Source organism: Cupriavidus sp. 05N38 (genome assembly GCF_056397345.1).
Genome location: NZ_JBFTNF010000095.1, coordinates 1 through 20,303, shown reverse-complemented (window position 1 = coordinate 20,303; position 20,303 = coordinate 1). Strand labels below are relative to the sequence as shown.

General features: G+C 65.2%; 22 protein-coding genes. 5 read left to right on the top strand and 17 right to left on the bottom strand.

Features of this window, described 5'->3' with window-relative positions; genetic code table 11:
• Positions 1-193, bottom strand: a 193-nt coding sequence (locus AC1DK4_RS37520; protein WP_477132150.1) for a hypothetical protein, incomplete at its 3' end; no start/stop codon positions are given.
• Positions 194-482: 289 nt separating this feature from the next.
• Positions 483-1,034 carry a hypothetical protein gene (locus tag AC1DK4_RS37515; RefSeq protein ID WP_441616162.1) on the bottom strand — a complete coding sequence of 184 codons (552 nt, stop codon included), beginning with the start codon at positions 1,032-1,034 and terminating at the stop codon, positions 483-485.
• Positions 1,035-1,161: 127 nt separating this feature from the next.
• On the opposite strand from AC1DK4_RS37515, the gene AC1DK4_RS37510 reads away from it, so the two are divergent.
• Positions 1,162-1,332, top strand: coding sequence for a DUF2514 family protein (locus tag AC1DK4_RS37510; protein WP_441616160.1), 171 nt, complete (start codon positions 1,162-1,164; stop codon positions 1,330-1,332).
• 115 nt (positions 1,333-1,447) lie between these two features.
• Here AC1DK4_RS37510 and AC1DK4_RS37505 read toward each other — a convergent pair whose 3' ends face one another.
• The 4 genes from AC1DK4_RS37505 to AC1DK4_RS37490 form a co-directional block, all read right to left on the bottom strand.
• Complete coding sequence (locus AC1DK4_RS37505; RefSeq protein ID WP_441616158.1) at positions 1,448-1,852, bottom strand: ATP-dependent DNA ligase; 405 nt, start codon at positions 1,850-1,852, stop codon at positions 1,448-1,450.
• Between the two features lie 569 nt (positions 1,853-2,421).
• On the bottom strand, positions 2,422-2,628 hold the full coding sequence (locus AC1DK4_RS37500; protein WP_441616156.1) for a DUF2188 domain-containing protein: 207 nt from the start codon (positions 2,626-2,628) through the stop codon (positions 2,422-2,424).
• A 26-nt stretch (positions 2,629-2,654) separates the two neighbouring features.
• On the bottom strand, positions 2,655-2,843 hold the full coding sequence (locus tag AC1DK4_RS37495; RefSeq protein ID WP_441616154.1) for a DUF2188 domain-containing protein: 189 nt from the start codon (positions 2,841-2,843) through the stop codon (positions 2,655-2,657).
• A 1,076-nt stretch (positions 2,844-3,919) separates the two neighbouring features.
• On the bottom strand, positions 3,920-4,171 hold the full coding sequence (locus tag AC1DK4_RS37490) for a hypothetical protein (RefSeq protein ID WP_441616152.1): 252 nt from the start codon (positions 4,169-4,171) through the stop codon (positions 3,920-3,922).
• Between the two features lie 348 nt (positions 4,172-4,519).
• On the opposite strand from AC1DK4_RS37490, the gene AC1DK4_RS37485 reads away from it, so the two are divergent.
• On the top strand, positions 4,520-4,714 hold the full coding sequence (locus tag AC1DK4_RS37485) for a hypothetical protein (RefSeq protein ID WP_441616150.1): 195 nt from the start codon (positions 4,520-4,522) through the stop codon (positions 4,712-4,714).
• A gap of 45 nt (positions 4,715-4,759) precedes the next feature.
• Here the strand turns inward: AC1DK4_RS37485 and AC1DK4_RS37480 are convergent, their stop codons facing one another.
• The 9 genes from AC1DK4_RS37480 to folD form a co-directional block, all read right to left on the bottom strand.
• Positions 4,760-4,954 carry a DUF2188 domain-containing protein gene (locus AC1DK4_RS37480; protein ID WP_441616148.1) on the bottom strand — a complete coding sequence of 65 codons (195 nt, stop codon included), beginning with the start codon at positions 4,952-4,954 and terminating at the stop codon, positions 4,760-4,762.
• Positions 4,955-5,166: 212 nt separating this feature from the next.
• Positions 5,167-5,826 carry an SOS response-associated peptidase gene (locus AC1DK4_RS37475; RefSeq protein ID WP_477132149.1) on the bottom strand — a complete coding sequence of 220 codons (660 nt, stop codon included), beginning with the start codon at positions 5,824-5,826 and terminating at the stop codon, positions 5,167-5,169.
• 34 nt (positions 5,827-5,860) lie between these two features.
• Positions 5,861-6,157: a hypothetical protein gene (locus AC1DK4_RS37470; RefSeq protein WP_441616144.1), complete on the bottom strand. Its 297-nt coding sequence runs from the start codon at positions 6,155-6,157 to the stop codon at positions 5,861-5,863.
• 8 nt (positions 6,158-6,165) lie between these two features.
• Positions 6,166-6,432, bottom strand: a complete 267-nt coding sequence (locus AC1DK4_RS37465; RefSeq protein ID WP_441616142.1) for a hypothetical protein — start codon at positions 6,430-6,432, stop codon at positions 6,166-6,168.
• Complete coding sequence (locus AC1DK4_RS37460; protein ID WP_441616140.1) at positions 6,420-6,782, bottom strand: hypothetical protein; 363 nt, start codon at positions 6,780-6,782, stop codon at positions 6,420-6,422. The genes AC1DK4_RS37465 and AC1DK4_RS37460 overlap by 13 nt, the downstream gene beginning before the upstream one ends.
• A gap of 120 nt (positions 6,783-6,902) precedes the next feature.
• Positions 6,903-8,186 carry a tyrosine-type recombinase/integrase gene (locus tag AC1DK4_RS37455; RefSeq protein WP_441616138.1) on the bottom strand — a complete coding sequence of 428 codons (1,284 nt, stop codon included), beginning with the start codon at positions 8,184-8,186 and terminating at the stop codon, positions 6,903-6,905.
• Positions 8,187-8,446: 260 nt separating this feature from the next.
• On the bottom strand, positions 8,447-9,160 hold the full coding sequence (hutC, locus tag AC1DK4_RS37450) for a histidine utilization repressor (protein ID WP_441616136.1): 714 nt from the start codon (positions 9,158-9,160) through the stop codon (positions 8,447-8,449).
• Positions 9,161-9,427: 267 nt separating this feature from the next.
• The gene (locus AC1DK4_RS37445) at positions 9,428-11,521 is read right to left on the bottom strand and encodes a M3 family metallopeptidase (protein ID WP_441616135.1); all 2,094 of its coding nucleotides are present in this window, start codon (positions 11,519-11,521) and stop codon (positions 9,428-9,430) included.
• A gap of 92 nt (positions 11,522-11,613) precedes the next feature.
• Positions 11,614-12,465 (bottom strand): bifunctional methylenetetrahydrofolate dehydrogenase/methenyltetrahydrofolate cyclohydrolase FolD, encoded by an 852-nt coding sequence (gene folD, locus AC1DK4_RS37440; RefSeq protein ID WP_441616133.1) that lies wholly within the window; start codon positions 12,463-12,465, stop codon positions 11,614-11,616.
• 98 nt (positions 12,466-12,563) lie between these two features.
• Between folD and AC1DK4_RS37435 the strand changes: the two genes are divergently transcribed.
• A complete protein-coding gene (locus tag AC1DK4_RS37435; RefSeq protein WP_441616131.1) occupies positions 12,564-13,268 on the top strand; it encodes a hypothetical protein in 705 nt (234 codons plus the stop codon).
• A gap of 140 nt (positions 13,269-13,408) precedes the next feature.
• Here AC1DK4_RS37435 and AC1DK4_RS37430 read toward each other — a convergent pair whose 3' ends face one another.
• Positions 13,409-14,041: a response regulator transcription factor gene (locus tag AC1DK4_RS37430; RefSeq protein ID WP_441616129.1), complete on the bottom strand. Its 633-nt coding sequence runs from the start codon at positions 14,039-14,041 to the stop codon at positions 13,409-13,411.
• Positions 14,042-14,166: 125 nt separating this feature from the next.
• Entirely contained in the window at positions 14,167-16,764 is a 2,598-nt protein-coding gene (locus tag AC1DK4_RS37425; RefSeq protein WP_477132148.1) for a PAS domain S-box protein, read from the bottom strand.
• Positions 16,765-17,161: 397 nt separating this feature from the next.
• Between AC1DK4_RS37425 and aceE the strand changes: the two genes are divergently transcribed.
• Positions 17,162-19,849: a pyruvate dehydrogenase (acetyl-transferring), homodimeric type gene (aceE, locus tag AC1DK4_RS37420; RefSeq protein ID WP_441616125.1), complete on the top strand. Its 2,688-nt coding sequence runs from the start codon at positions 17,162-17,164 to the stop codon at positions 19,847-19,849.
• A gap of 161 nt (positions 19,850-20,010) precedes the next feature.
• On the top strand, positions 20,011-20,303 hold a 293-nt coding region (locus AC1DK4_RS37415), incomplete at its 3' end, for a biotin/lipoyl-containing protein (RefSeq protein WP_477132147.1).

Sequence of the window (20,303 nt, the reverse complement as noted above, 5' to 3'; positions counted from 1 at the left end):
CATCGGCTGAGGTCAGTGGATCCAGCAATGCCAACACCGGAGCTTCGGGGAAAAGAACCGGCACGAGGTCTTCGACAATCTTGCGTGACTCGAAGGGGCCGAAGCGATAGACGGCTATCCCGTCAATCTCTGCGAAGTACCAACCAYCCGCCGCGTCGGAATAGAGGACCACACTCTGATTCTGGGCTTGCATACTCCCTCCAAACAGGCTGTTTGCGACGGGTCCCTCCGCAGTTCGGTAGTGGATGCGGTGCGGCCGGCCTTCGCKTGGAAGGCACATCCTYCGAASTGGGGGACCAMGTCTGCCGCAACTRTAAGGSGGCGCCWACAGYCTGTCGGTACGGTACCGTGCCGGTCCGACCGCTTTACATTGGATCCGGTCCGGGTTCCGCTTGCCGCAGGCGTAGCCGCTGCCCGCGCGCTTCCCTACGATGCCCTCCAGCTTGAGCGCGAGGGCGTTGTCATAGAGCCACTTCCAATCCTCACCGCTGAATAGGTACAGCAGGCTTTCCGGCGGATCGGTCAACAGCTTTTTGAGCGCTGCCCTGCACTCCTCTTGTCCGCTCAATGGTCCTGCGTTCCTTCACCACACCCTCGGCAATCGTGAGCAATTCGTAGCGCTCAAGCAGGAACCCTTCTTCCAGATGCCAATTCCTGCGCCTCGTGGTCATGGGAATCGTGAGGTCGCCAGAGAACCAGGTAGCCTTCAAAGGTGCCGCTGCATCAGGAATGACGGTGCCGATCGGCACCTCCCTGGGGTCGTGACAGGGCGAAGTGTTGAGCTTAACCAGATACAAGGCATCGTCCCGGATCTCCCAGGTTCCCTGATAGCCGCGCCAGCTAGCGGTGCATAGGCTGGTACCCACCTGACTGCGTAGGCCGCTCGCGACCTCCGGTCGATCGAGCAGTGGAGCGAGTGGCTCGGCGAGCAGCGCGGTCGGCTCGCCGTCGATAATCACGACCTCCGCCATCTGCAGGGTGGCCCAGGCCATACCGGACATGGCCATCAGCGCTACAGCGAGGATTCGCTTCATCCGCATTCCGTTGTTGGTCATTGTGATGGCGCAACCATAGCACGGTGCTAGGCGGCCATCGGGTTCCGTGCGGGACCTCTACTCGGCAGCCTTCGCCCGTAGCTCGCGTGGCGCCGGATCGGCATCCATGAGCTCGGGCGGGTCGCATGAAGCTGCGCTAGGTGGCCCTATCGGAACGCTTGCCGACGTGCTCAGCCGGGCTGACCAGCGCGCGGGAATCCTGGCTGGGTACGCTGACGTCGCCGGCATTGCCGGCCAAGCCTGCGAGCGGGCCTACGACTCGCTGACGACGCATTAATCCCTGCCTATGAGGGAAGGCGCGCTGAGGCGCCCTTGATACACTGTAAGCGCGCGCTGGAGGTGGCTGGGGTGAAGGCCCGGACGGAACAGTCATTGACCGCCGCCGGGGGCGCCTAAGGGCGCCCTTTGTCGCCGAGAAGTCGGTGCAGCGCGATCTTACGCTTCTCGATCGGCTGCGCGCGGAAGTCCCGGTCGCCGGCCACGAGCAGATCGAAGACGCAGTAGGCCACCAGGTCGGCGCCCACGTGCCAGCGGCGGCGTGCCGCGCGCCGGTGCAGGCGGTCGAAGTCGCTGATGCCAAGGTCGTTCAGGACGCACACCTCACCGTCCACGACGTTGCCGGGTGGCAACTTGCACAGCGCCTCGGCGATCTCCGGAAACCAGCGTGTCGCGTCCGAGCCACCGCGCGTCTGCAGCGTCGGCGTGCCGGTGGTGGCCAGAAGACGGTAGCCTTCGTACTTGATCTCCCAGTGCCATTCGCCAGTGCTCGGTACCGCCTGCCGGTCGGTGAGCAGCATCGGTGATAGGTCTGCTAGGGTAGGGGCAGGCTGGCGCGACTGCATGGTGGTCTCCCGGTGGGCGCATGCCTTCGTTGTAGGCCTGCGGCGCGGCGGGCGCCATACGACGACGGCCCACAGGCTACGGCCAAGGTGACAGGCCCATTGTCGTGATAGAGCCTCCCCCGGTCACCAGTTTCTGCAGTGCCACCTTGCGTTTCGCGATAAATAGAAAGTGCCGCGACCGAGGGGAGGAAAGTCGCGGCACTGCGTGTGATCGGGGGATGATGCCCCCTCGCCACACGCGTGCCTCAAGCATAGGAGAGGTCCCGTAGGGTTGGTAGTAGCCTTTGAGTTGAAGGGACTCTATACCCGCATTGAAGGGACTTTCAACCCCGGCGGCAGGGTCGGGAAATCGGCGCAGGCTCCTGATCAGCTTTGAAAAGAAAAGCGCCCTGTCGATGCCGGTGGATCGACGGGGATGGGCGGGTTAAAGGAACTGGCCCTTGGGGATTTCAGCATACGAGCGGTACCAGCACTGCGGATGTCTGTCTCCGCACTTAATCCTGGTGGCCTAGCGACGGGGGTGATCAGTTGCCAAGATCACTACGAGAGCGAATTTGGCCTTCACTGTCGTGCACCAGCAACTCGACCTTTTCGCGCTCGGCAAGTGCGCTCCCAGCCTTGATCGCATCTTCCAGGGTCTCATAGTGGAATCGTGCCCGCACGGCACCCTCCTGCCTAACGTCCCAACCTTTGCCATGAGGGATGACGTGGAAATTTCCCCTATGTGTCACGACGACCTCCCAGGATGGGACTCCGGCTATGCCGCCAACGGCAGTGACGAACTCTGTTCCTCGAGCACTAAGTCGACCCCCTTCCTGACTGCTATGGCGTTTCCGAAGCTCATCGCTTCGTCTCGACTTTCAAATTCGAGGATGGCGGTGACTGCGCCACATACCTTTAGCACCCAACCGGCACGGTTGGCACAGACTACAAAGTCCTTATGCATCTCAGTTTCTCCTGAAGAGACTTCTTAATCCTAGGCCAGGGCGGCCGAACGCGCCGTCGGGAATCGTCCTACCGCGCAGGCGCGTCCCCGGCATAGTCCGGCCAGGTCTCCGCGGGATAGTGGAGCGCAGGCGGCCCGACGCCATCCAGAAGGTACTGAAGAATGCGAAGCCTTTGCCTGAGGATTGCCGCCCTGATGATTCCGGGTGCGAAAGCTCGCCGACACCTTCGACGCAGCCAAGCAAGCTGCCTGCGCTTGATAGTGCGCTGGCTGCGTTTTGTGTGGTGCCTCACGCGCCGGCCACGGCCGATTATGACGCGTGGCAGGACGGGGTTATGCGGGACTTGGTGGGCGCCGGGAGCATGGGCTGCCAGGCATCGTAAGTCCACGGACGCGGCTGACAGACCTGGGGGAACGAGGTGAGGGCTCAGCGTCGATGAAGTGGTTGGTGATTCACTCGAACAAAAAAACCGCCGCTGCTTGAATCGGGAAGAGCGGGAATGGCAGCGGCGGGGCCGTCCATCAAAGTAATGCAGATAGGAGGGTAGTGGAGCGTACGAAGCGTTGCTATTGGCCGTTTGGTTGAATGCCTCCGCTCCGTGTCTGCGCGCGCCTTAAGGCCGGGGCATCATGCCGTCGGCTGATCTTCGCATTGTCGGAGATGGGTGCGAGTGAGTCCGTCGGCGGGGGTGAGGGTCAGGATCAATTGTGTCAACAGGCCGGCCCCTCCGGGCCTGTCCATAGGGTGGAGCTGGAGACGAACACGGTTGCCGTCTGCATCGGTGTACGCGTACTGCTCCGCCCCTGCATCGGGCAGCCGACCACCGCTCAATCCCTGCGCCTGCGCGGCGAGGACGGCAGATCGGGCGCAGTGCTGCTGACAGGCTTGGTCTACCACCCCGCATAGCCGCTGGAAGACGGCCTTGGCAGGCGGTTGGGGGGCTGCAAGAACTTCGATCATAGTGATTCCGGGCGCCAGCGGCGCGCTGGGGGAAATAAGCCTGTAGCGTAAATGGCCCTGAAGACGCGTACTTTCAACTCTCGCAAGCATATTCCTGCTGGATGGAGATCGCCTCCTAGGCGCTCCCACTCATCCGCCCTTGACATTGCTCGCGCGCCCAAATCGCGCGGGCGACCCGCTCAAGGCGATCGGCTTCCCGCTTGGCCGCCATTACCTGGTGTTCTAGCTCACGTTCTGCGAGGCTGCCCGCCTTCGCGTCGAGCAGCCGGTAAAACAGCTCTGTCCAATGGCTCTCGGCCACCTCCCAGGCGGAAAATTCGTCCGGCACGACGCGAGGCGCGTCAATCAGGAACCAGTCAACGGTCATGGATGGTGCCCTCAAGGGAGTCGGGAAAGCACTGTGGCAGAAGTATTGGATTGCGTCCATCAGGCAAATGGGTTAGTCGGCACACCGCTGCCCGTCATGACGAGGAGCTGCGTAGTCCCACTACATGACAATACGAAAAAATGCCCGCGCCCACCGGTCAAGCCGAGGGGTTTCCCTTAATAAGCAGGAAAGAGCTTGAAGATCCGGAATGGAGTGTGTTGAATGCATTGGCGCCTGGCGGTCAACGATCTCATAAGTTGCAACCTAGGCGGCAGAGCGGGAGACCGGTCTCGATCAATGGTTGCAATCTACGTTCCCCGCTGCCGTTCAAAAATATAAGAGGCAAGCATGCTGAGCCCCCATGAAGTAGCGACACTCATGCTAGTCCAAGGCGCCCTGGATCACACTGGACTGGATCGCGCGGATTTGGAAGCGCTCCGCGAGCACCAGCTTATCTACCTGGGGGAAATCGCTTCAGGGCGCCGACCCTGCATCACGCCCAAGGGCGGCGCTGTCCTTGAAGCCATCACACGGACACGCTGACCACTGCCCGCGCGCTTGCCCCCCAGCTTGAGCGCGAGGGCTTTGTCATAGAGCCGATTCAGGACTAATCCTCCTCGCGTGGATCTTCAGGACGGCCCGCTTGTCTATTGCCATCTGCAAGCCGGCGGAGATCGCCTCTCCGCGAGAGGCGTATTTGATGCGGACCCCATCGTTATCACTGGACTCTACCGCCCAATGTGACTCTTCGGTTAGCACTACGCTGACAGTCGCGATTGACATTTGGTCACCTCATGCCCTTGGTCATGCGTTCGTTCTAGTTGTGCTATGCGGACTCCGATGTCGGGCACCGGCCTACCTTCGCGGATTGCGTTAGCAAATGGATGCTCGGGGGCGCTTTCGCGAAAGGGGGAGGATGCTGAGAGCCGCCTGGATACGGGGAGGTGACGAAAACGCGCGCTGCACATGCGCGCCGTGGTGACACTTGGGGCGCTCTACGCGATGGTTTTCGCCCGCGGTTCGCGCGGCGCCGGCTCGGCTGCCATCAACTCCGGCGGGTAGGGGCGCATGAATCTGCGCGCGCGTTCGGGATCCCGACAGGTCAGCCAGTCATCCCACTCCGCCCGCGGCACGATCACGATCATTCGTTTTTCCTTGCCCGGGGCGTGGAAGCGGTTCATCAGTGGGTGCTTTTCCGAATTGATGGTCAGCATGGTGAAGCTGAACAGCTGGCTGCCGCCTTCTTCGACCCAGTCGCGCCACAGGCCGGCGATCGCAAACTCGGGCTCGCCTTTCAGCCAGATGCGCCAGCGCACGGACTTGGGCCCTGACTCGTAGTTCGGCTCGAAGAAGCTGGTGGCCGGCACCAGGCAGACCTGTCCTTTCTTCCACGGCCCCGAGAACGAGCGCTTCTCGCCGACCGTCTCCGATCGCGCATTGGTTGTGTCGAACTTGGCCACGCCCGATGGTATCCGCGACTTTGGCACCATGYCGAACGTGCCCATCAGCGCCTGGCGCGCGCCGTCGCTGTTGCCCACGATGATCGGCGCGGCATAGTCCGGCCAGGTCTCCGCGGGATAGTCGAGCGCAAGCGGCTCGACGCCATACACGTCACGCAGCAGCTGGCGCTGCACCGGGGCGTAGTTGTTGCACATGGGTGGGCTCCCGTGGGCTTGGGCTCCTAGTATCTCACTCGGCGCCGTCGACTGGCTCGGCCCGGTAGGCAGCCCAGAAGCAGTGCGAGTGCTTGCCGCGGCGCGCGATCATGCGCCTGAAGAAGATGCGCACGAGGCCCGCCTGTCCGCCGAGGATTACCGTCTCGCCCTCGGTGGGACCGTCATAGCTGGGTGGTGGCAGCTGCTTGCCAGCATCGGAGATGTAGTTGCCCGGAACCCGGGCGAGGATGCCATTTTCCGACGGCCCGGCAGGCTCGGCACTGTCGGGCTCGTGGATCTGGCAGCCAGCGGAGAGTTTGCTGTTACCCATGACGAGCCTCAGGTGCGTGGAAAGTACGCGCGCAGCGGCGGCTTCACTGCCGGCCGGCCCACCTTGATCCGGTGTTGCTGGCCGTCCTGCTCGAACGACAGGTAGTCGGCCGTCCACCACATCTTCTCAATGTGGCGCGTTTCGATGCCGTGCACGGTCACCGCGCTGGCCGTTACGGTGACGCCTTCGCAGTCGAGGCGCAACTCGGCCGTATCGCCGGGCAGGAAGTGGGTTTCCAGGAAGATCGATGCCGCGTCGTAGGTCACAGGGAACATGCCATCTCCTGCGGGGTGGCATAGTGGCGCTCGCCGCGGGTGCGCAGGCGGATCGAGCGGGGGCCGGTGAACTGGATGCTGTTGGCGAGCTGGAAGCTCAGTGAAGCGCCCTGGTAGTTGACCGCCAGGCGGTCAAGGCTCCAGGGCAGCGTCACGATCGCCGCGGTATCGACTCCCGTCAGGGTGATCGTCGCGCTCGCGGCCTGGGCAGCGGCCTCAACCTCAGGATTCCAGGTGTCAGCGGTGAGCAGCGGATCCTCGATGGCCAGGTGGAGGCAGCGAACGGCCAAACGCGCCGCTCCGTGGGAGTGGCTGTATAGGTAGACGGTACCGGGATCGCAGGTGAACATGGGCGCACTCCGAAAACACTGTATGGATATACAGTGTAAAAGTCGTCCGAAGCCAAGCGCGGATAGTTGAGTTAACTGTATGGATATACAGTATGGTGCGGCCGGCCCGCAGCGCCCGAATCAGGCCGCGCGCGTTCGTGCCGAGGGCAGTTGCACGACGTCTGCCACTGTCCCTTCCGCGCATGCCGCGATGAATTCCGACCACCTCTCCAGCGCTGCGCGTCGCTCCGGGATCTCCTCGCGAACGTCGTAGATGGCCTCCATCCCCTTCAGCGCGTGGTTGAGCGCCAGCTCGGTGATCTCCTTCGCGATCCCCATGTTCATCATGTGGCCCTTGGCCGTGCTGCGGGTGTCGTGGGGCGTGAACCGGCGGATCTTCAGCCCCCCGCGCTCGAACGCGCGGTCGATGGCCGCCCATAGCGTGCTATTGCCGATGTGCGTGTCGCCATGCCGCGCGACACGGTCGGCCCGGCGTGCCGGCAGCAGCCACTGCGAGCCACCGGAGAGGGCGATCAGCTCTTCAAACCATTCGGTGACGATGGGTGTCAGCGGGACGAGGAAGCCGCGGCGCGTCTTGACCGTTTCATCCCGCACGAACCAGGCGCGGCGGTCCAGGTCGACATCGTCCTTCAGCGTCTTCACCAGTTCGTTCGTGCGCACGCAGGTGGCCAGCAGGATTCGCAGCGACAGCCCATTCTCCCGCCCGATGGTCTCGTCGATCCCCGGCAGGATAGACGTCAGCTCCTCCGCCGTGAGCATTAGCCGCTTGCGCACCGGGGGCCGCGGACCCATCAAGGCGGTCAGCTTGACGCCAGCACACGGGTTCGCGACGATGATGCGGCGCCCGCAAGCGTGGTCGAATACCTGCGACAGTGTGGTCAAGATCCGCTTGCTGACGGTCCAAGATCGGTTGGCACCCTCAATGGCCGCGACGATGTCGGTCGGGGTTACTTTCCGCACCTCCATGCTGCCCAGTTTTGGCAGCACCACGTTGTCGAGATCCCAGTTCCGGTAGTAGACGGTGCCCTCCGCAAGTGGGTGCCCAACATCCTGGGAGAGGCGCTTTTCTCGGAAGTCCTGCACGAGGGTGCGGACCGACCAGGCGGCGGCGGTCTTGGCCTTTTCCTGGCGTTTCTCGGCTGCTGGGTCCATCCCGTTGTCGATGGCAACGCGGTGCGCGCGAGCAGCTTTGCGCGCCGCCGCGAGCGATAGGTCTGGGTAGTTGCCGAGGGTGAGTTCCTTGCGCCGGCCGCCGGGAATGCGGTACCGCAGAACCCAGGCGGCAGTCCCTGCGCCAGATAGGGTGAACGTCAGCCCGTCGCCATCCGCCTTGGCAACGGGTTCGCCGGCCGCGACCCAGCGGCGGAGTTGGATATCGTCAAGGGCGTAGGTGATACGGGGCATGGGATCCTCGTTGGGTAGCCAGCGCATTATAGCGATTCTAGCTACCCAACCAGCTACCCAAAAAAGACGCGCCAATACGATGCGCAGTGAGACTGTGTGCGCCTAAAACCCTTGATGAGCCCTAGTTTTCGGCGGAAAGCTGAGCCACTGAGAATCGTCCGGAGTCGCTAATGAAGATTGCAGGTTGCGATTCTCATGAAAGCTGGGTATCCCTTTGGTGGAGGTTCGTAGGCGGCCAGGGCAAATGCGCGTGGCCATCTTCAGGGCTTGAACGAACCCTCTATGGTATAGCGCGAGCCCGGATGCACCAGGCGCGCCAGCGTGATCGGCGAGCCCTGGCTCTCGGTGCGGCGTACCACGACCAGGCAGGGCTCGCCGGGCTTGATGCCGAGCAGTTGCGCTTCTTCCGCGGTGGGCAGTTGCGCTTCGATGGAATACTGCGCCTCCCACAGCGGCGCCACCGTCAGCAGGTAGTTGGTCGGCGTGGTCCTGGTGAAGTCCACGCCGAGATAGTCCGGCGCACGGGCAGGGTTGACGTAGCGGTCTTCGCACAGCAGCGGCACGCCGTTCTCGCTGTGGACGATGAGCGTGTGGAAGACCTTGCTGCCGGCCGGCAGGCCCATGCGCGGGGCAAGGGTGTCGCTTACCGTTTCGGCCCGCGCCAGGTGCACCTCGGAGCGATGCTTGTGGCCACGCTCGGTGATTTCGTCATGGAGATCGCGGATCGTCAGCGTGGAGGACGCGCGATAGGGCTGGGTGGCAAAGGTGCCGACGCCCTGCACGCGCTCGACCAGTCCCTCGGCCTGCAGCTCGCGCACGGCGCGGTTGGCGGTCATGCGGCTGACGCTGAACTGGGTCACCAGCTCGGACTCCGACGGCATCAGGGTGCCTGGCGGCCAGCGTCCGGCGCTGAGGCCCTCCTTGAGGTAGTTCTTGATGTGCGCGTAGGCGGCGGCAGGCGGCAGGTAGCTCATGGCCCGCATCTTACTTGACTGGGCCTGTCTAGCCAATTCGGAGTGGTCTGGGCCGTCACCTTGCGGCTTTTTGATTGCGGGTGCCGGACATGCCTCTCCATGCGAGGACAAGGTCCCTGCCGGCAAAGCCGCGCGCGGGCGACGCCGGGCAAGGAGAAACGGCGGACAAGGAGAAACGGCGGGACGGCGCGCACCGAGCCGCCCGTCCGCTCCCCCGTGTTCCTGGCCGGCTGCGCTATGCGCGGGCCCGGGCCAGTGCCGCGGGGCTCACGCCAGTGCCATGCCGCCATGGCGCAGCAGCGCATCGATCTGCGGCGCGCGGCCGCGGAACGCGGTGAAGGACTCCATCGCCGGGCGGCTGCCGCCCACCGACAGGATCTCGCGGCGGTAGCGCTCGCCGGTTTCGGCGTCCAGCACGGAGCCCGACAGCTTGGCGGCATCCTCGAAGGCCGCGTACACATCGGCCGACAGCACTTCCGCCCACTTGTAGCTGTAGTAGCCGGCCGCGTAGCCGCCCGCGAAAATATGGCTGAAGGTGTTCGGCCAGCGCGACAGCGGATGCTGCGGCACCACGTGGGCGCGGTCGTTGATCTCGCGCGACAGCGCCAGCACGGACTTCTCGCCGGCGGGGTCGAAGTCGGTATGCAGATGCATGTCGAACGAGGAGAACACGATCTGGCGCAGCGTCATCATGCCGTTTTGGAAATTCTTGGCGGCCAGCATGCGCTCGAACAGCGCGCGCGGCAGCGGCTCGCCGCTGTCGGCATGCGCGGTCATGCCGGCCAGCACTTCGTATTCCCAGCAGAAGTTCTCCATGAACTGCGACGGCAGCTCCACCGCATCCCATTCCACGCCGTTGATGCCCGACACGCCCAGTTCGCCCACCTGGGTAAGCATATGGTGCAGGCCGTGGCCGAACTCGTGGAACAGCGTGATGACTTCGTCGTGCGTGAACAGCGCGGGCTTGCCGCCCACCGGCGCGGAGAAATTGCAGGTCAGGTAGGCCACCGGCGTCTGCACGCGGCCGTCAGCGAGCAGCTTGCGCCCGCGCGCGTCGTCCATCCAGGCGCCGCCGCGCTTGCCTTCGCGGGCATAGAGGTCGATATAGAACTGCGCCAGCAGGTTGCCACCGGGCGATACCACGCGGAAAAAGCGCACGTCCTGGTGCCAGGTCTGGGCCTGGTCGGCTTCGATGCTGACCGAGAACAGCTTTTCCACCACGCCGAACAGCCCCTTGAGCACCTGGGGCTCCGGGAAGTATTGCTTGACCTCCTGCTCGGAGAACGCGTAGCGCTGTTCGCGCAGCTTTTCCGAAGCGTAGGCCACGTCCCACGGCGCCAGTTCGGCCAGGCCCAGCTCGCTGGCGGCAAAGGCCTTGAGTTCGGCCCAGTCCTGCTCGGCGAACGGGCGGGCACGGGCAGCCAGCTCGTCCAGGAAGCGCAGCACCTCCGCCGGCGATTCCGCCATCTTGGGCACCAGCGAAACTTCGCCGTAGGAGCCATAGCCGAGCAGGAGGGCCTCCTCGCGGCGCAGCGCCAGCTGCTCGCGCATATTGGCGGTGTTGTCCCATTCGGACTTGCCCTGGCCGTATTGTCCGGCCAGCTCCGACGCGCGCGTGACGCTGGCTTCGTACATGGTCTGGCGCAGCGTACGGTCGTCGGCGTACTGCAGCACCGGGAAATAGGAAGGGAAGTGCAGGGTGAACTTCCAGCCCGCCTTGCCGTCCTTCTCGGCCGCGCCGCGCGCGGCTTCCAGCGCGTCCGCGGGCAGGCCGCCCAGCCGGCTTTCGTCCTCGATCACCAGCGCATAGCCGTTGGTCGCGTCGAGCACGTGATCCGAGAAGGCCTTGGACAGCTGGGCCTGCTGTTCCTGGATGGCGGCGAAGCGCGGTTTCTTGTCTTCGGGCAGTTCGGCGCCTCCCAGGCGGAAGCCGCGCAGTTCATTCTCCATGAGCTGGCGGCGCGCCGCGCTCATGGTGGCGAATTCGGGGCTGGCGGCGAGGGCCTTGTATTTCTCGTACAGCGCCAGGCTCTGCCCCAGCGAGGACCAGAACTCGGTCATGCGCGGCAGGTTATCGGCGTGCGCCTGGCGCAACGCGGGCGTGTCCGCGACCGCGCTCAGGTGCCCGACCACGCCCCACGCGCGGCCGAGCGGCTCGGTGGCGGTCTCGAGCGCTTCCACGGCATTGGCCCAGGTGGCTTCGGTGGCGGGCGCCTCGGCACGCTCGACGGCGGCCTGCGCGGTGGCCAGCAGCACGTCCAGCGCCGGCCCGATATGCTCGGGGCGGATATCGGAGAAACGGGGCAGGTCGGTGAAATCCAGCAGCGGATTGGCGGCGTTAGCGTTGGCGGCTTGGTCCATGACGTCTCTCTTGGCAGAGCCCATAAAGGCAATACCCCGCACATTGGGGCGGGGTGGCAGGTTTTCCAGTGCCGCGATGGCGGCGGGCGGCCTCAGCCGGCGGCTCGCTCTGCGGCTTCCAGCGTGTTGATGAGCAGCATGGTGATGGTCATCGGGCCCACGCCGCCGGGCACCGGCGTGATATAGCCGGCCACTTCCTTGACGCCGGCGAAGTCCACGTCGCCGCACAGCTTGCCATTGTCGTCGCGGTTCATGCCCACGTCGATCACGGCCGCGCCGGGCTTGACCATGTCGGCGGTGATGATGTTCCGGCGTCCCACCGCGGCCACGATCACGTCGGCGTCGCGGGTATGGGCGGCCAGGTCGCGCGTCTTGCTGTTGCAGATGGTGACCGTGGCGCCGGCCTGGAGCAGCAGCATCGCCATCGGCTTGCCGACGATATTGGAGGCGCCCACCACCACGGCGCGGGCACCGCGCAACGGGAACTGCACCGATTCCAGCATCTTCATGCAGCCGTACGGCGTGCAGGGGCGGAACAGGGGGGCGCCCGTCATCAGGGCGCCGGCATTGGCTACGTGGAAGCCATCCACGTCCTTCTCCGGGGCAATCGCTTCGAGCACTTTGTGGCTGTCGATATGCTTGGGCAGGGGCAGTTGCACCAGGATGCCGTGGATGTTCGGGTCGCGATTGAGGGCGTCGATGCGCGCCAGCAGGTCGGCTTCGCTCAGGTCGGCCGGATAGCGGTCCAGCGAGGAGTGGAAGCCGTTGTCGTCGCAGGCCTTCACCTTGTTGCGCACGTAGACCTGGCTGGCCTGGTCATCGCCGACCAGGACCACGGCCAGGCCCGGCCGGTGGCCGCGCTCGGTAAGGCGGGCGGCGCGCTGGGCGGCTTCCGCGCGGAGTTGCTTGGCAAGGGCGTTGCCGTCGATGAGTTGGGCTGGCATGGGATCGGAGGGGAAGGTGGGAAGAAGGGATAAAGCGGAATTATAAAGGTTGACGCAACCGGGGGCGATGCCGCCAGGGGCACTGGTAGCATCCCTGCATGCACGCACTGACCTATTTCCTCGCGCCCGGCGGGCAGGGCGCGCAAGCCTTGCTGGCGGCGCTCAGCCTTGCCGGGCTGGCCTGGGCGCTATGGCGCCGGCCCTGGCAACTGCTCCGGCGCGACGAACTGCAGCACGGCTGGCTGGGTGCGCTGCTGTTCGTGACGCTGCTGTGGACGGCCAGGGTGGCGCTGCCGGGCGCGCTGGCATTCCAGCTGTCTGGCGCCACGCTGATGGTGACGCTGTTCGGGCTGCCGCTGGCGCTGCTGTCGCTGTTGGTGGCGGATCTGGTATCGCTGCTGGGCCTCGGCTACCTGGCAGGGGAGACCTGGAGCGGCATCGACTGGCCATCCTTGTGGCCCCGCTATGCGTGGATGGGTTTGCTGCCGGCGCTGATTTCAGCGGCGCTGCAGGGCGCCATGCGCCAGCTGCTGCCACGCCACCCCTTTGTCTTCATTCTCGGTCATGGCTACTTCGCGGCCGGGCTGGCCGCGCTGGGCGCCGGGGCGGCGCAGGCCGCATGGCGCAGCCTCAGCATGGGCGACGGCGTGCTGACGCTGTCGGACACGCTGACGGCGGTGCTGATCCTGGCGTTTGGCGAGGCCTTCCTGACCGGCATGCTGGTCGCGGTGTTCGTGGTCTACAAGCCGCAATGGGTCGTGACCTTTCGCGACGAGGAGTATCTCCGGGACCCGGAGGCGTGAGCGGGAGGGGTATCAGGGCCACAGTGCGCCTCCCCGCGCGGGGAAGGCAAGGTGGCCAGATGGCCATATGGCCATCTGGCCATATGGCCATGTAGCGGGCCCCCGGGCGGGACCGCGCTACGGGCGCATGCCGCTTGCGCTCAGCTGTTCTTCGACAGGGCCAGGCGCAGCAGGTCGGCCACGGTGTTGACGTTGAGCTTTTCCATGATGTTGGCGCGGTGCGCCTCCACGGTCTTGATGGAAATGCCCAGGTCGTCGGCGATCTGCTTGTTCAGGCGGCCTGCGACGATGCGCTCGAGCACCTGTTGCTCGCGCGTGGTGAGCTTGCCCAGCAGGTCCTTGGCGGCGCGCTGCTCGCGCGCGGCGGAATGGTCGGTGCGCGCCTTCTGCAGCATGCGTTCGACCAGCGAGCGCAGTTCGGACTCGTCGAACGGCTTCTCGATGAAATCGATCGCGCCCTTCTTCATCGTAGAGACCGCCATCGGCACGTCGCCGTGGCCGGTGATGAAGACGATCGGGATATTGATGTTCTCCGCGATCATGCGCTCCTGCAGCTCGGGCCCGCTCATGCCCGGCATCCGCACGTCCAGGATCAGGCACGAAACCTGGCCGGCGTCGTAGGCGGAGAGAAACTGCTCGGCGCTGGTAAAGCTGCGAACCTGGTAGCCATTGCCCTCCAGCAGCCAGGTCAGCGAGTCGCGCATSGCTTCATCGTCGTCGACGATRAAGACGGTCTCGCCGCGGTGGGAGGTAGGGTTTGGCGTCACGTTCATGAAGTCTCCTGGGACAACAAAGTCATTTGTCGCCAAGTGTAACCGCCCCGGCCGGCTAGCGACAGGGGCCCGCGGGGGTTACCCCCCGGCGAGGGCCGCCTGGCTCGGGTCGTGTCGCGCGCAGCCTACTGGTCGATCAGCGCCGGTTGCAGCGGCAGCATGATCTTGAAGGTGCAGCCGATGCCGTCGACATTGTTCTCCACCCATAGCCTTCCCTGGTGGTATTCGATGATGGAGCGGCAGATATTCAGGCCCATGCCCATGCCGTCGGACTTGGTGCTGAAGAATGGTTCAAACAGGCGTTCCTTGGTGGCCTCGTCCACGCCGGGGCCCTGGTCGATCACGTCGATGCGCATATTGTTGCCGAACTCGCCGGGTTCCACGCGCGCATGCAGGCGCACCACGCCGGTCGAGCGCATGGCGGGCAGGCCGGCCATGGCCTCGACGGCGTTCTTGAGTAGGTTGACCAGCACCTGCTCGATCAGCACCGGATCGACGAACAGCAACATCGGCGGCGCCGGCAGGCGCGTGAGGATGGTCACGCGGCGCCGGGTGGCTTCCAGGTCGGCCAGGCCCACCGCATCGGCCACGATATCGTGCAGGGCCGCCTCGCGCCGCTGGGGCTGGCTGCGTTTCACGAAGCCGCGGATGCGGCTGATGATGGTACCGGCGCGCACTGCCTGCGCAGAGGTCTTCTCCAGGATCGGGATGAGGTCCTCGGGCGTGCTGCGGCCCGAGCGCAGCCTGGCCACGGCGCCCATGCAGTAGTTGTTGATGGCCGCCAGCGGCTGGTTGAGCTCGTGCGCCAGCGACGACGCCATCTCGCCCATGGTGGTCAGGCGGCTGGTGAACTGGATCCGCTCTTCGTGCTGGCGCGCCATTTCCTCGGCGGCCTTGCGCACGGTGATGTCGGTGGCGATCTGCATCTGCGCCAGGTGGCCGTCCACCCACTGGATATAGCGGCGGCGCACCTCGAACCACTTCTGCATGTCGGGCACGAAGACCTCGCGCGCGTCCGACGAGTAGGGCATCAGCTCGGACGCGGGCAGCCCGGCATAGGCGTCGATGAAGTCAGTGGCGTCGCTCGACACCTGTTCCTTGTCGACCTCGCCGCCGGCCAGCTTGAGATGGCCTTCGGCTTCCCAGCCGAACAGCTGGCGGTAATAGCGGTTGGCGAACAGCAGCTCGGGCTTGTCCGTGGCCAGCACCGACACGGCCGCATCCAGGCTTTCCAGCACCGTGGTGAAACGGTCGTGCGCGGCGGCGAGTTCCTCGCGGGCGCGCTTGGGCTCGGTGATATCCGTCATCGAGCTCATCCAGCCGGTATGGCGGCCGCGGCCGTCCACCAGCGGCGAGACATACATGCGCGCATAGAAGCTGCTGCCGTCGCGGCGCATGACACGCATCTCGTAGCCGCCCGCCGGCGACTTGCCTTGCAGTGTCAGGTCGATCTGCTTCTGCAYCTCCGGCTGGTCGTTGGGCGGCCAGTAGGGGAAGGGCGGCACGCGGCCGACCAGGTCGGCATCCTGCCAGCCGGTCATGCGGCAGAAGGCGGGGTTGACGTAGGTGATGCGGCCGTTCAGGTCGAGCGCGCGCAGCCCGATCAGCATGGAGTTTTCCATCGCCCGCCGGAACGAAGTCTCGGCCAGCAGGGCACGCTGCGCCTCGGAGCGGCGGCTGGTGTGCCGCCACATGCTCCACAGGCTCCACAGCAGGAAGCACGACAGTCCCACCACCAGCCACAGCAGCATGTTGTTGGGCAGGTTGGAGGCGGGCGGGTAGGCGTCGGCGCGCAGCGACAGCGAATGCCCGGGCGGGTCGAGCAGCACCTCGTAGGACAGCGCATTGCCCGGCACCGGCCGCAGCGAGGTGCTGGCGCGGATCTGGTTGTTCTTGTCGATCAGCGAAAAACGGTAGCGCTCGGTCAACTCCGGCGGCAGCAGGTGGGTCAGGATGCCGTTGATCGAGTAGAGCGCGCCCAGCGTGCCGAGGAACTCGTTGTCCCGCACGATCGGCACTTCCATCAACATGAAGCTGTCGCCGCGGTCGTTGACCAGCGGGCGCGAGTACACCACGCGCTGGGTTTCGCGGGCGGCGTCGAAGGTGTCGAGCACCTCGGGTTCGAGCGGCTGGTCCTGGGTCTCGCGCAGCCGGTTGGCGAACTCCGAGGTGGAGGGCAGCGACCAGCGTCCGCGGTGGGTGGCGTCGAGCCAGTTGACGAAGACGATCTCGGGGTTCTCGCGCAGGATTTCCTGGGCGGCGGTGCGATAGGCGCCCTGGTCGAGCTGCGCGGCGGCAATGTCGCGCGCCAGCGACGCCAGCTGGTCCTGGTTGCTCAGCAAGGACAGGCGCACGCGCTGCTGGGCCCAGGCGGCATCGCGATAGAGCGCGTCGCGCTGTTGCTGGCGCTCGGTTTCATGCAGCGACCACAGGATCACGCCCATCGCCACGGTGAACAGCACGATGGCCACCAGCGGAATGAACATGAACCAGCTGGTTGCCACCAGGTTGCGCCAGCGCAGCCACCAGAGGCCGCGCGGCGGCCCGTTGACGGCAGGCGACTCGTCCGTGTGGCCCAGCGAATCGAGCTGTGCAAGGGGCGTGAGCGGGGCCGGCGGGGCGGCCGGCGCCGGGTCGCCGCCACCTGGCTTGGCGGTGCCGGAAGCGGAGGGCGGCACGACGGCGGCGCGCAGGTGGGACAGAAAATCTTTGAGGGAAGGCATGGCGGGATTGACGACTGACCGGCCAGTGTAGCGGGATTGCTACCCCGCGTCGCTTGGGGTAAGCGCCAATGCGGCAGTGCGTCATCGGTGCCGAAGGGGAGCCGCGCCGGAAGCGTTCAGCGGCAAGGGCCGGCGCCGATTTGTGATGCGGCGCCGCAATATTCCGCATTATGAGAAACAATATCGCAATTTGAAAATTTGGCTTGTCTTGCCCAATCTGCTTCCATAAAATCGGACCGACCCAAAAGTGCGGACGGAGGGGCTGTGTCTGCCGCTGGCGAAAGCGCCAGGCGGTGTGTTTGCAGCCCGGGCACCGTACCGTAGTCATACCGTCAGGACGGCGTTTCCGCGACAACCATGCGGGAGCGCCGCGGCACGCATTTACCAGGAGACAGTCATGTCAGCTGTACCAGAGCAGATCCTCGGCGCCAGCAGCGCCAACGACGCCGACCCCCAGGAAACCCATGAGTGGCTCGACGCCCTGCAAGGCGTGATTGCCGCCGAAGGCACCGACCGCGCTGCCTTCCTGATCGACAAGCAGATCGAATACGCACGCGTGAACGGCGTTACCCAGCCGTTCCACGCCGAAACGCAGTACATCAACACCATCCCGGTAGAGCAGCAGGCCCGCATTCCCGGCGACCAGGACGTCGAGCACCGCATCCGCTCGTACACCCGCTGGAACGCCATGGCGATGGTGCTGCGCGCCAACAAGCACACCAATGTCGGCGGCCACATCTCGTCGTTTGCCTCGGCGGCCACGCTGTATGACGTCGGCTACAACCATTTCTGGCGCGCGCCGTCGGAGCAGAGCGGCGGTGACCTGGTCTTCGTGCAGGGCCACTCGGCCCCGGGCGTGTATTCGCGCGCCTTCCTGCTCGGCCGCCTGACCACCGACCAGCTCGATAATTTCCGCCAGGAAGTCGACGGCAAGGGCATCTCGTCCTACCCGCACCCGTGGCTGATGCCGGATTTCTGGCAGTTCCCGACCGTGTCGATGGGTCTGGGCCCGATCATGGCCATCTACCAGGCCCGATTCATGAAGTACCTGGACAGCCGCGGCCTGGCCAAGGCCGGCGACCGCAAGGTCTGGGCCTTCCTGGGCGACGGCGAGACCGACGAGCCGGAATCGCTCGGCGCGATCGGCATGGCCGGGCGCGAGAAGCTCGACAACCTGGTCTTCGTCATCAACTGCAACCTGCAGCGCCTGGACGGCCCGGTGCGCGGCAACGGCAAGATCATCCAGGAACTGGAATCCGAGTTCCGCGGCTCGGGCTGGAACGTCATCAAGGTGGTGTGGGGCAGCCGCTGGGATTCGCTGCTGGCGCGCGATACCAAGGGCCTGCTGATGAAGCGCATGATGGAATGCGTGGACGGCGAGTACCAGACCTTCAAGGCCAAGGACGGCGCCTACGTGCGCGAGTTCTTCTTCAACACGCCGGAACTCAAGGCGATGGTGGCCGACTGGTCCGACGACGACATCTGGCGCCTGAACCGCGGCGGCCATGACCCGCACAAGATCTACGCCGCCTACAAGGCAGCCAGCGAACACAAGGGCCAGCCGACGCTGATCCTGGCCAAGACCATCAAGGGCTATGGCATGGGCGATGCCGGCCAGGCCATGAACGTGGCTCACCAGCAGAAGAAGATGCCGGTGGAGTCGATCCGCGCGTTCCGCGACCAGTTCAACATTCCGGTCGCCGACGACAAGATCGAGGACGTGCCCTACCTCACCTTCGAAGAAGGCTCGAAGGAACTGGAATACATGCGCGCCCGCCGCATGGATCTCGGCGGCTACCTGCCGGCCCGCCGCCTCAAGGCCGAGCCCTTGCAGATTCCCGAGCTGTCGGCTTTCGATGCCCTGCTCAAGGCCACCAGCGAGGGCCGCGAGGTGTCCACCACCATGGCCTTCGTGCGGATCCTGAACACGCTGCTCAAGGACAAGCAGATCGGCAAGCACGTGGTGCCCATCGTGCCCGACGAGTCGCGCACCTTCGGCATGGAAGGGCTGTTCCGCCAGGTCGGCATCTGGAACCAGGAAGGCCAGAAGTACGTGCCGCAGGATCATGACCAGCTGATGTTCTACAAGGAATCGCAGACTGGCCAGGTGCTGCAGGAAGGCATCAACGAAGCCGGCGCCATGTGCGACTGGATCGCGGCCGCCACGTCGTACTCGACGCACGGCGTGCAGATGATCCCGTTCTACATCTACTACTCGATGTTCGGCATCCAGCGCATCGGCGACCTGTGCTGGGCGGCGGCGGACATGCGCTCGCGCGGCTTCCTGCTGGGCGGCACCTCGGGCCGCACCACGCTCAACGGCGAAGGCCTGCAGCACGAAGACGGCCATTCGCACGTGTTCCACGCCGTCATCCCGAACTGCATCTCGTACGACCCGACCTTCCAGTACGAACTGGCGGTGGTCATGCAGGACGGCATGCGCCGCATGTACGTCGAGCAGGAAGACGTGTACTACTACCTGACGGTGATGAACGAGAACTACGAGCACCCGGAAATGCCGGCCGGCTCGGAGAAGGACATCGTCAAGGGCATGTACCAGTTCCGCAAGGGCGTGGAAAACAGCAACGCGCCGCGCGTGCAGTTGCTGGGCTCGGGCACGATCTTCCGCGAAGTCATCGCCGCGGCCGATCTGCTCAAGAAGGACTGGGGCGTGGAATCGGACCTGTGGAGCTGCCCGAGCTTCACCGAGCTGGCCCGCGAAGGCCACGACGTCGAGCGCTTCAACCTGCTGCACCCGACCGAGACGCCGCGCGAGTCGTTCGTCGCGCAGAAGCTCAAGGGCGTGCGCGGCCCGGTGATCGCCTCCACCGACTACATCCGCGCGTTCGCCGAACAGATCCGTCCGTTCGTGCAGCGCCGCTATGTGGTGCTGGGCACCGACGGCTTCGGCCGCTCGGACACCCGCGAAAAGCTGCGCCACTTCTTCGAGGTCGACCGTCACTGGGTGACGCTGGCGGCACTGAAGGCGCTGGCCGACGAAGGTGCGATCGGCCGCGACAAGGTGGCCGAAGCCATCAAGAAGTACAACCTCGACCCCAGCAAGCCGAACCCGATGTCGGTCTAAGCCGGCTGACCGCACGAACCCCCGCAGGAAGGCAACCGCGCCGCCGGCGCCCGGACCCCGATCCGGCGCCTTGCGGCGTGGCGGCGTGACAGATTCGGGCGGTGAGGGTAACCTCGCCGCTTGTGCTTGTCGTGCCCGTTGTCCTGCCCAGGAGACACTGAATGAGTCAAGCGATTGAAATCAAGGTGCCGGATATCGGCGATTACGACGCCGTTCCCGTCATCGAAGTGCACGTGAAACCGGGCGACACCATCAAGGCGGAAGACGCCCTGGTGACGCTGGAATCGGACAAGGCCACGATGGACGTGCCGTCGCCGCAGGGCGGCACCGTCAAGGAAGTCAAGATCAAGGTCGGCGACAACGTTGCCGAAGGCACCGTGCTGGTCATGCTGGAACCGGCCGGCCAGGCCGCCGCCACGCCGGCAGCAGCCGCACCGGCCCCGGCGGCCGCCGC

Bases quoted from the DNA above. Each gene is read 5' to 3' on its own strand.
- AC1DK4_RS37515 (WP_441616162.1), bottom strand. From the start codon at position 1,034: ATGAAGCGAATCCTCGCTGTAGCGCTGATGGCCATGTCCGGTATGGCC.
- AC1DK4_RS37510 (WP_441616160.1), top strand. From the start codon at position 1,162: ATGAGCTCGGGCGGGTCGCATGAAGCTGCGCTAGGTGGCCCTATCGGA.
- AC1DK4_RS37505 (WP_441616158.1), bottom strand. From the start codon at position 1,852: ATGCTGCTCACCGACCGGCAGGCGGTACCGAGCACTGGCGAATGGCAC.
- AC1DK4_RS37495 (WP_441616154.1), bottom strand. From the start codon at position 2,843: ATGCATAAGGACTTTGTAGTCTGTGCCAACCGTGCCGGTTGGGTGCTA.
- AC1DK4_RS37490 (WP_441616152.1), bottom strand. From the start codon at position 4,171: ATGACCGTTGACTGGTTCCTGATTGACGCGCCTCGCGTCGTGCCGGAC.
- AC1DK4_RS37485 (WP_441616150.1), top strand. From the start codon at position 4,520: ATGCTGAGCCCCCATGAAGTAGCGACACTCATGCTAGTCCAAGGCGCC.
- AC1DK4_RS37480 (WP_441616148.1), bottom strand. From the start codon at position 4,954: ATGTCAATCGCGACTGTCAGCGTAGTGCTAACCGAAGAGTCACATTGG.
- AC1DK4_RS37470 (WP_441616144.1), bottom strand. From the start codon at position 6,157: ATGGGTAACAGCAAACTCTCCGCTGGCTGCCAGATCCACGAGCCCGAC.
- AC1DK4_RS37465 (WP_441616142.1), bottom strand. From the start codon at position 6,432: ATGTTCCCTGTGACCTACGACGCGGCATCGATCTTCCTGGAAACCCAC.
- AC1DK4_RS37460 (WP_441616140.1), bottom strand. From the start codon at position 6,782: ATGTTCACCTGCGATCCCGGTACCGTCTACCTATACAGCCACTCCCAC.
- AC1DK4_RS37455 (WP_441616138.1), bottom strand. From the start codon at position 8,186: ATGCCCCGTATCACCTACGCCCTTGACGATATCCAACTCCGCCGCTGG.
- hutC (WP_441616136.1), bottom strand. From the start codon at position 9,160: ATGAGCTACCTGCCGCCTGCCGCCGCCTACGCGCACATCAAGAACTAC.
- AC1DK4_RS37445 (WP_441616135.1), bottom strand. From the start codon at position 11,521: ATGGACCAAGCCGCCAACGCTAACGCCGCCAATCCGCTGCTGGATTTC.
- folD (WP_441616133.1), bottom strand. From the start codon at position 12,465: ATGCCAGCCCAACTCATCGACGGCAACGCCCTTGCCAAGCAACTCCGC.
- AC1DK4_RS37435 (WP_441616131.1), top strand. From the start codon at position 12,564: ATGCACGCACTGACCTATTTCCTCGCGCCCGGCGGGCAGGGCGCGCAA.
- aceE (WP_441616125.1), top strand. From the start codon at position 17,162: ATGTCAGCTGTACCAGAGCAGATCCTCGGCGCCAGCAGCGCCAACGAC.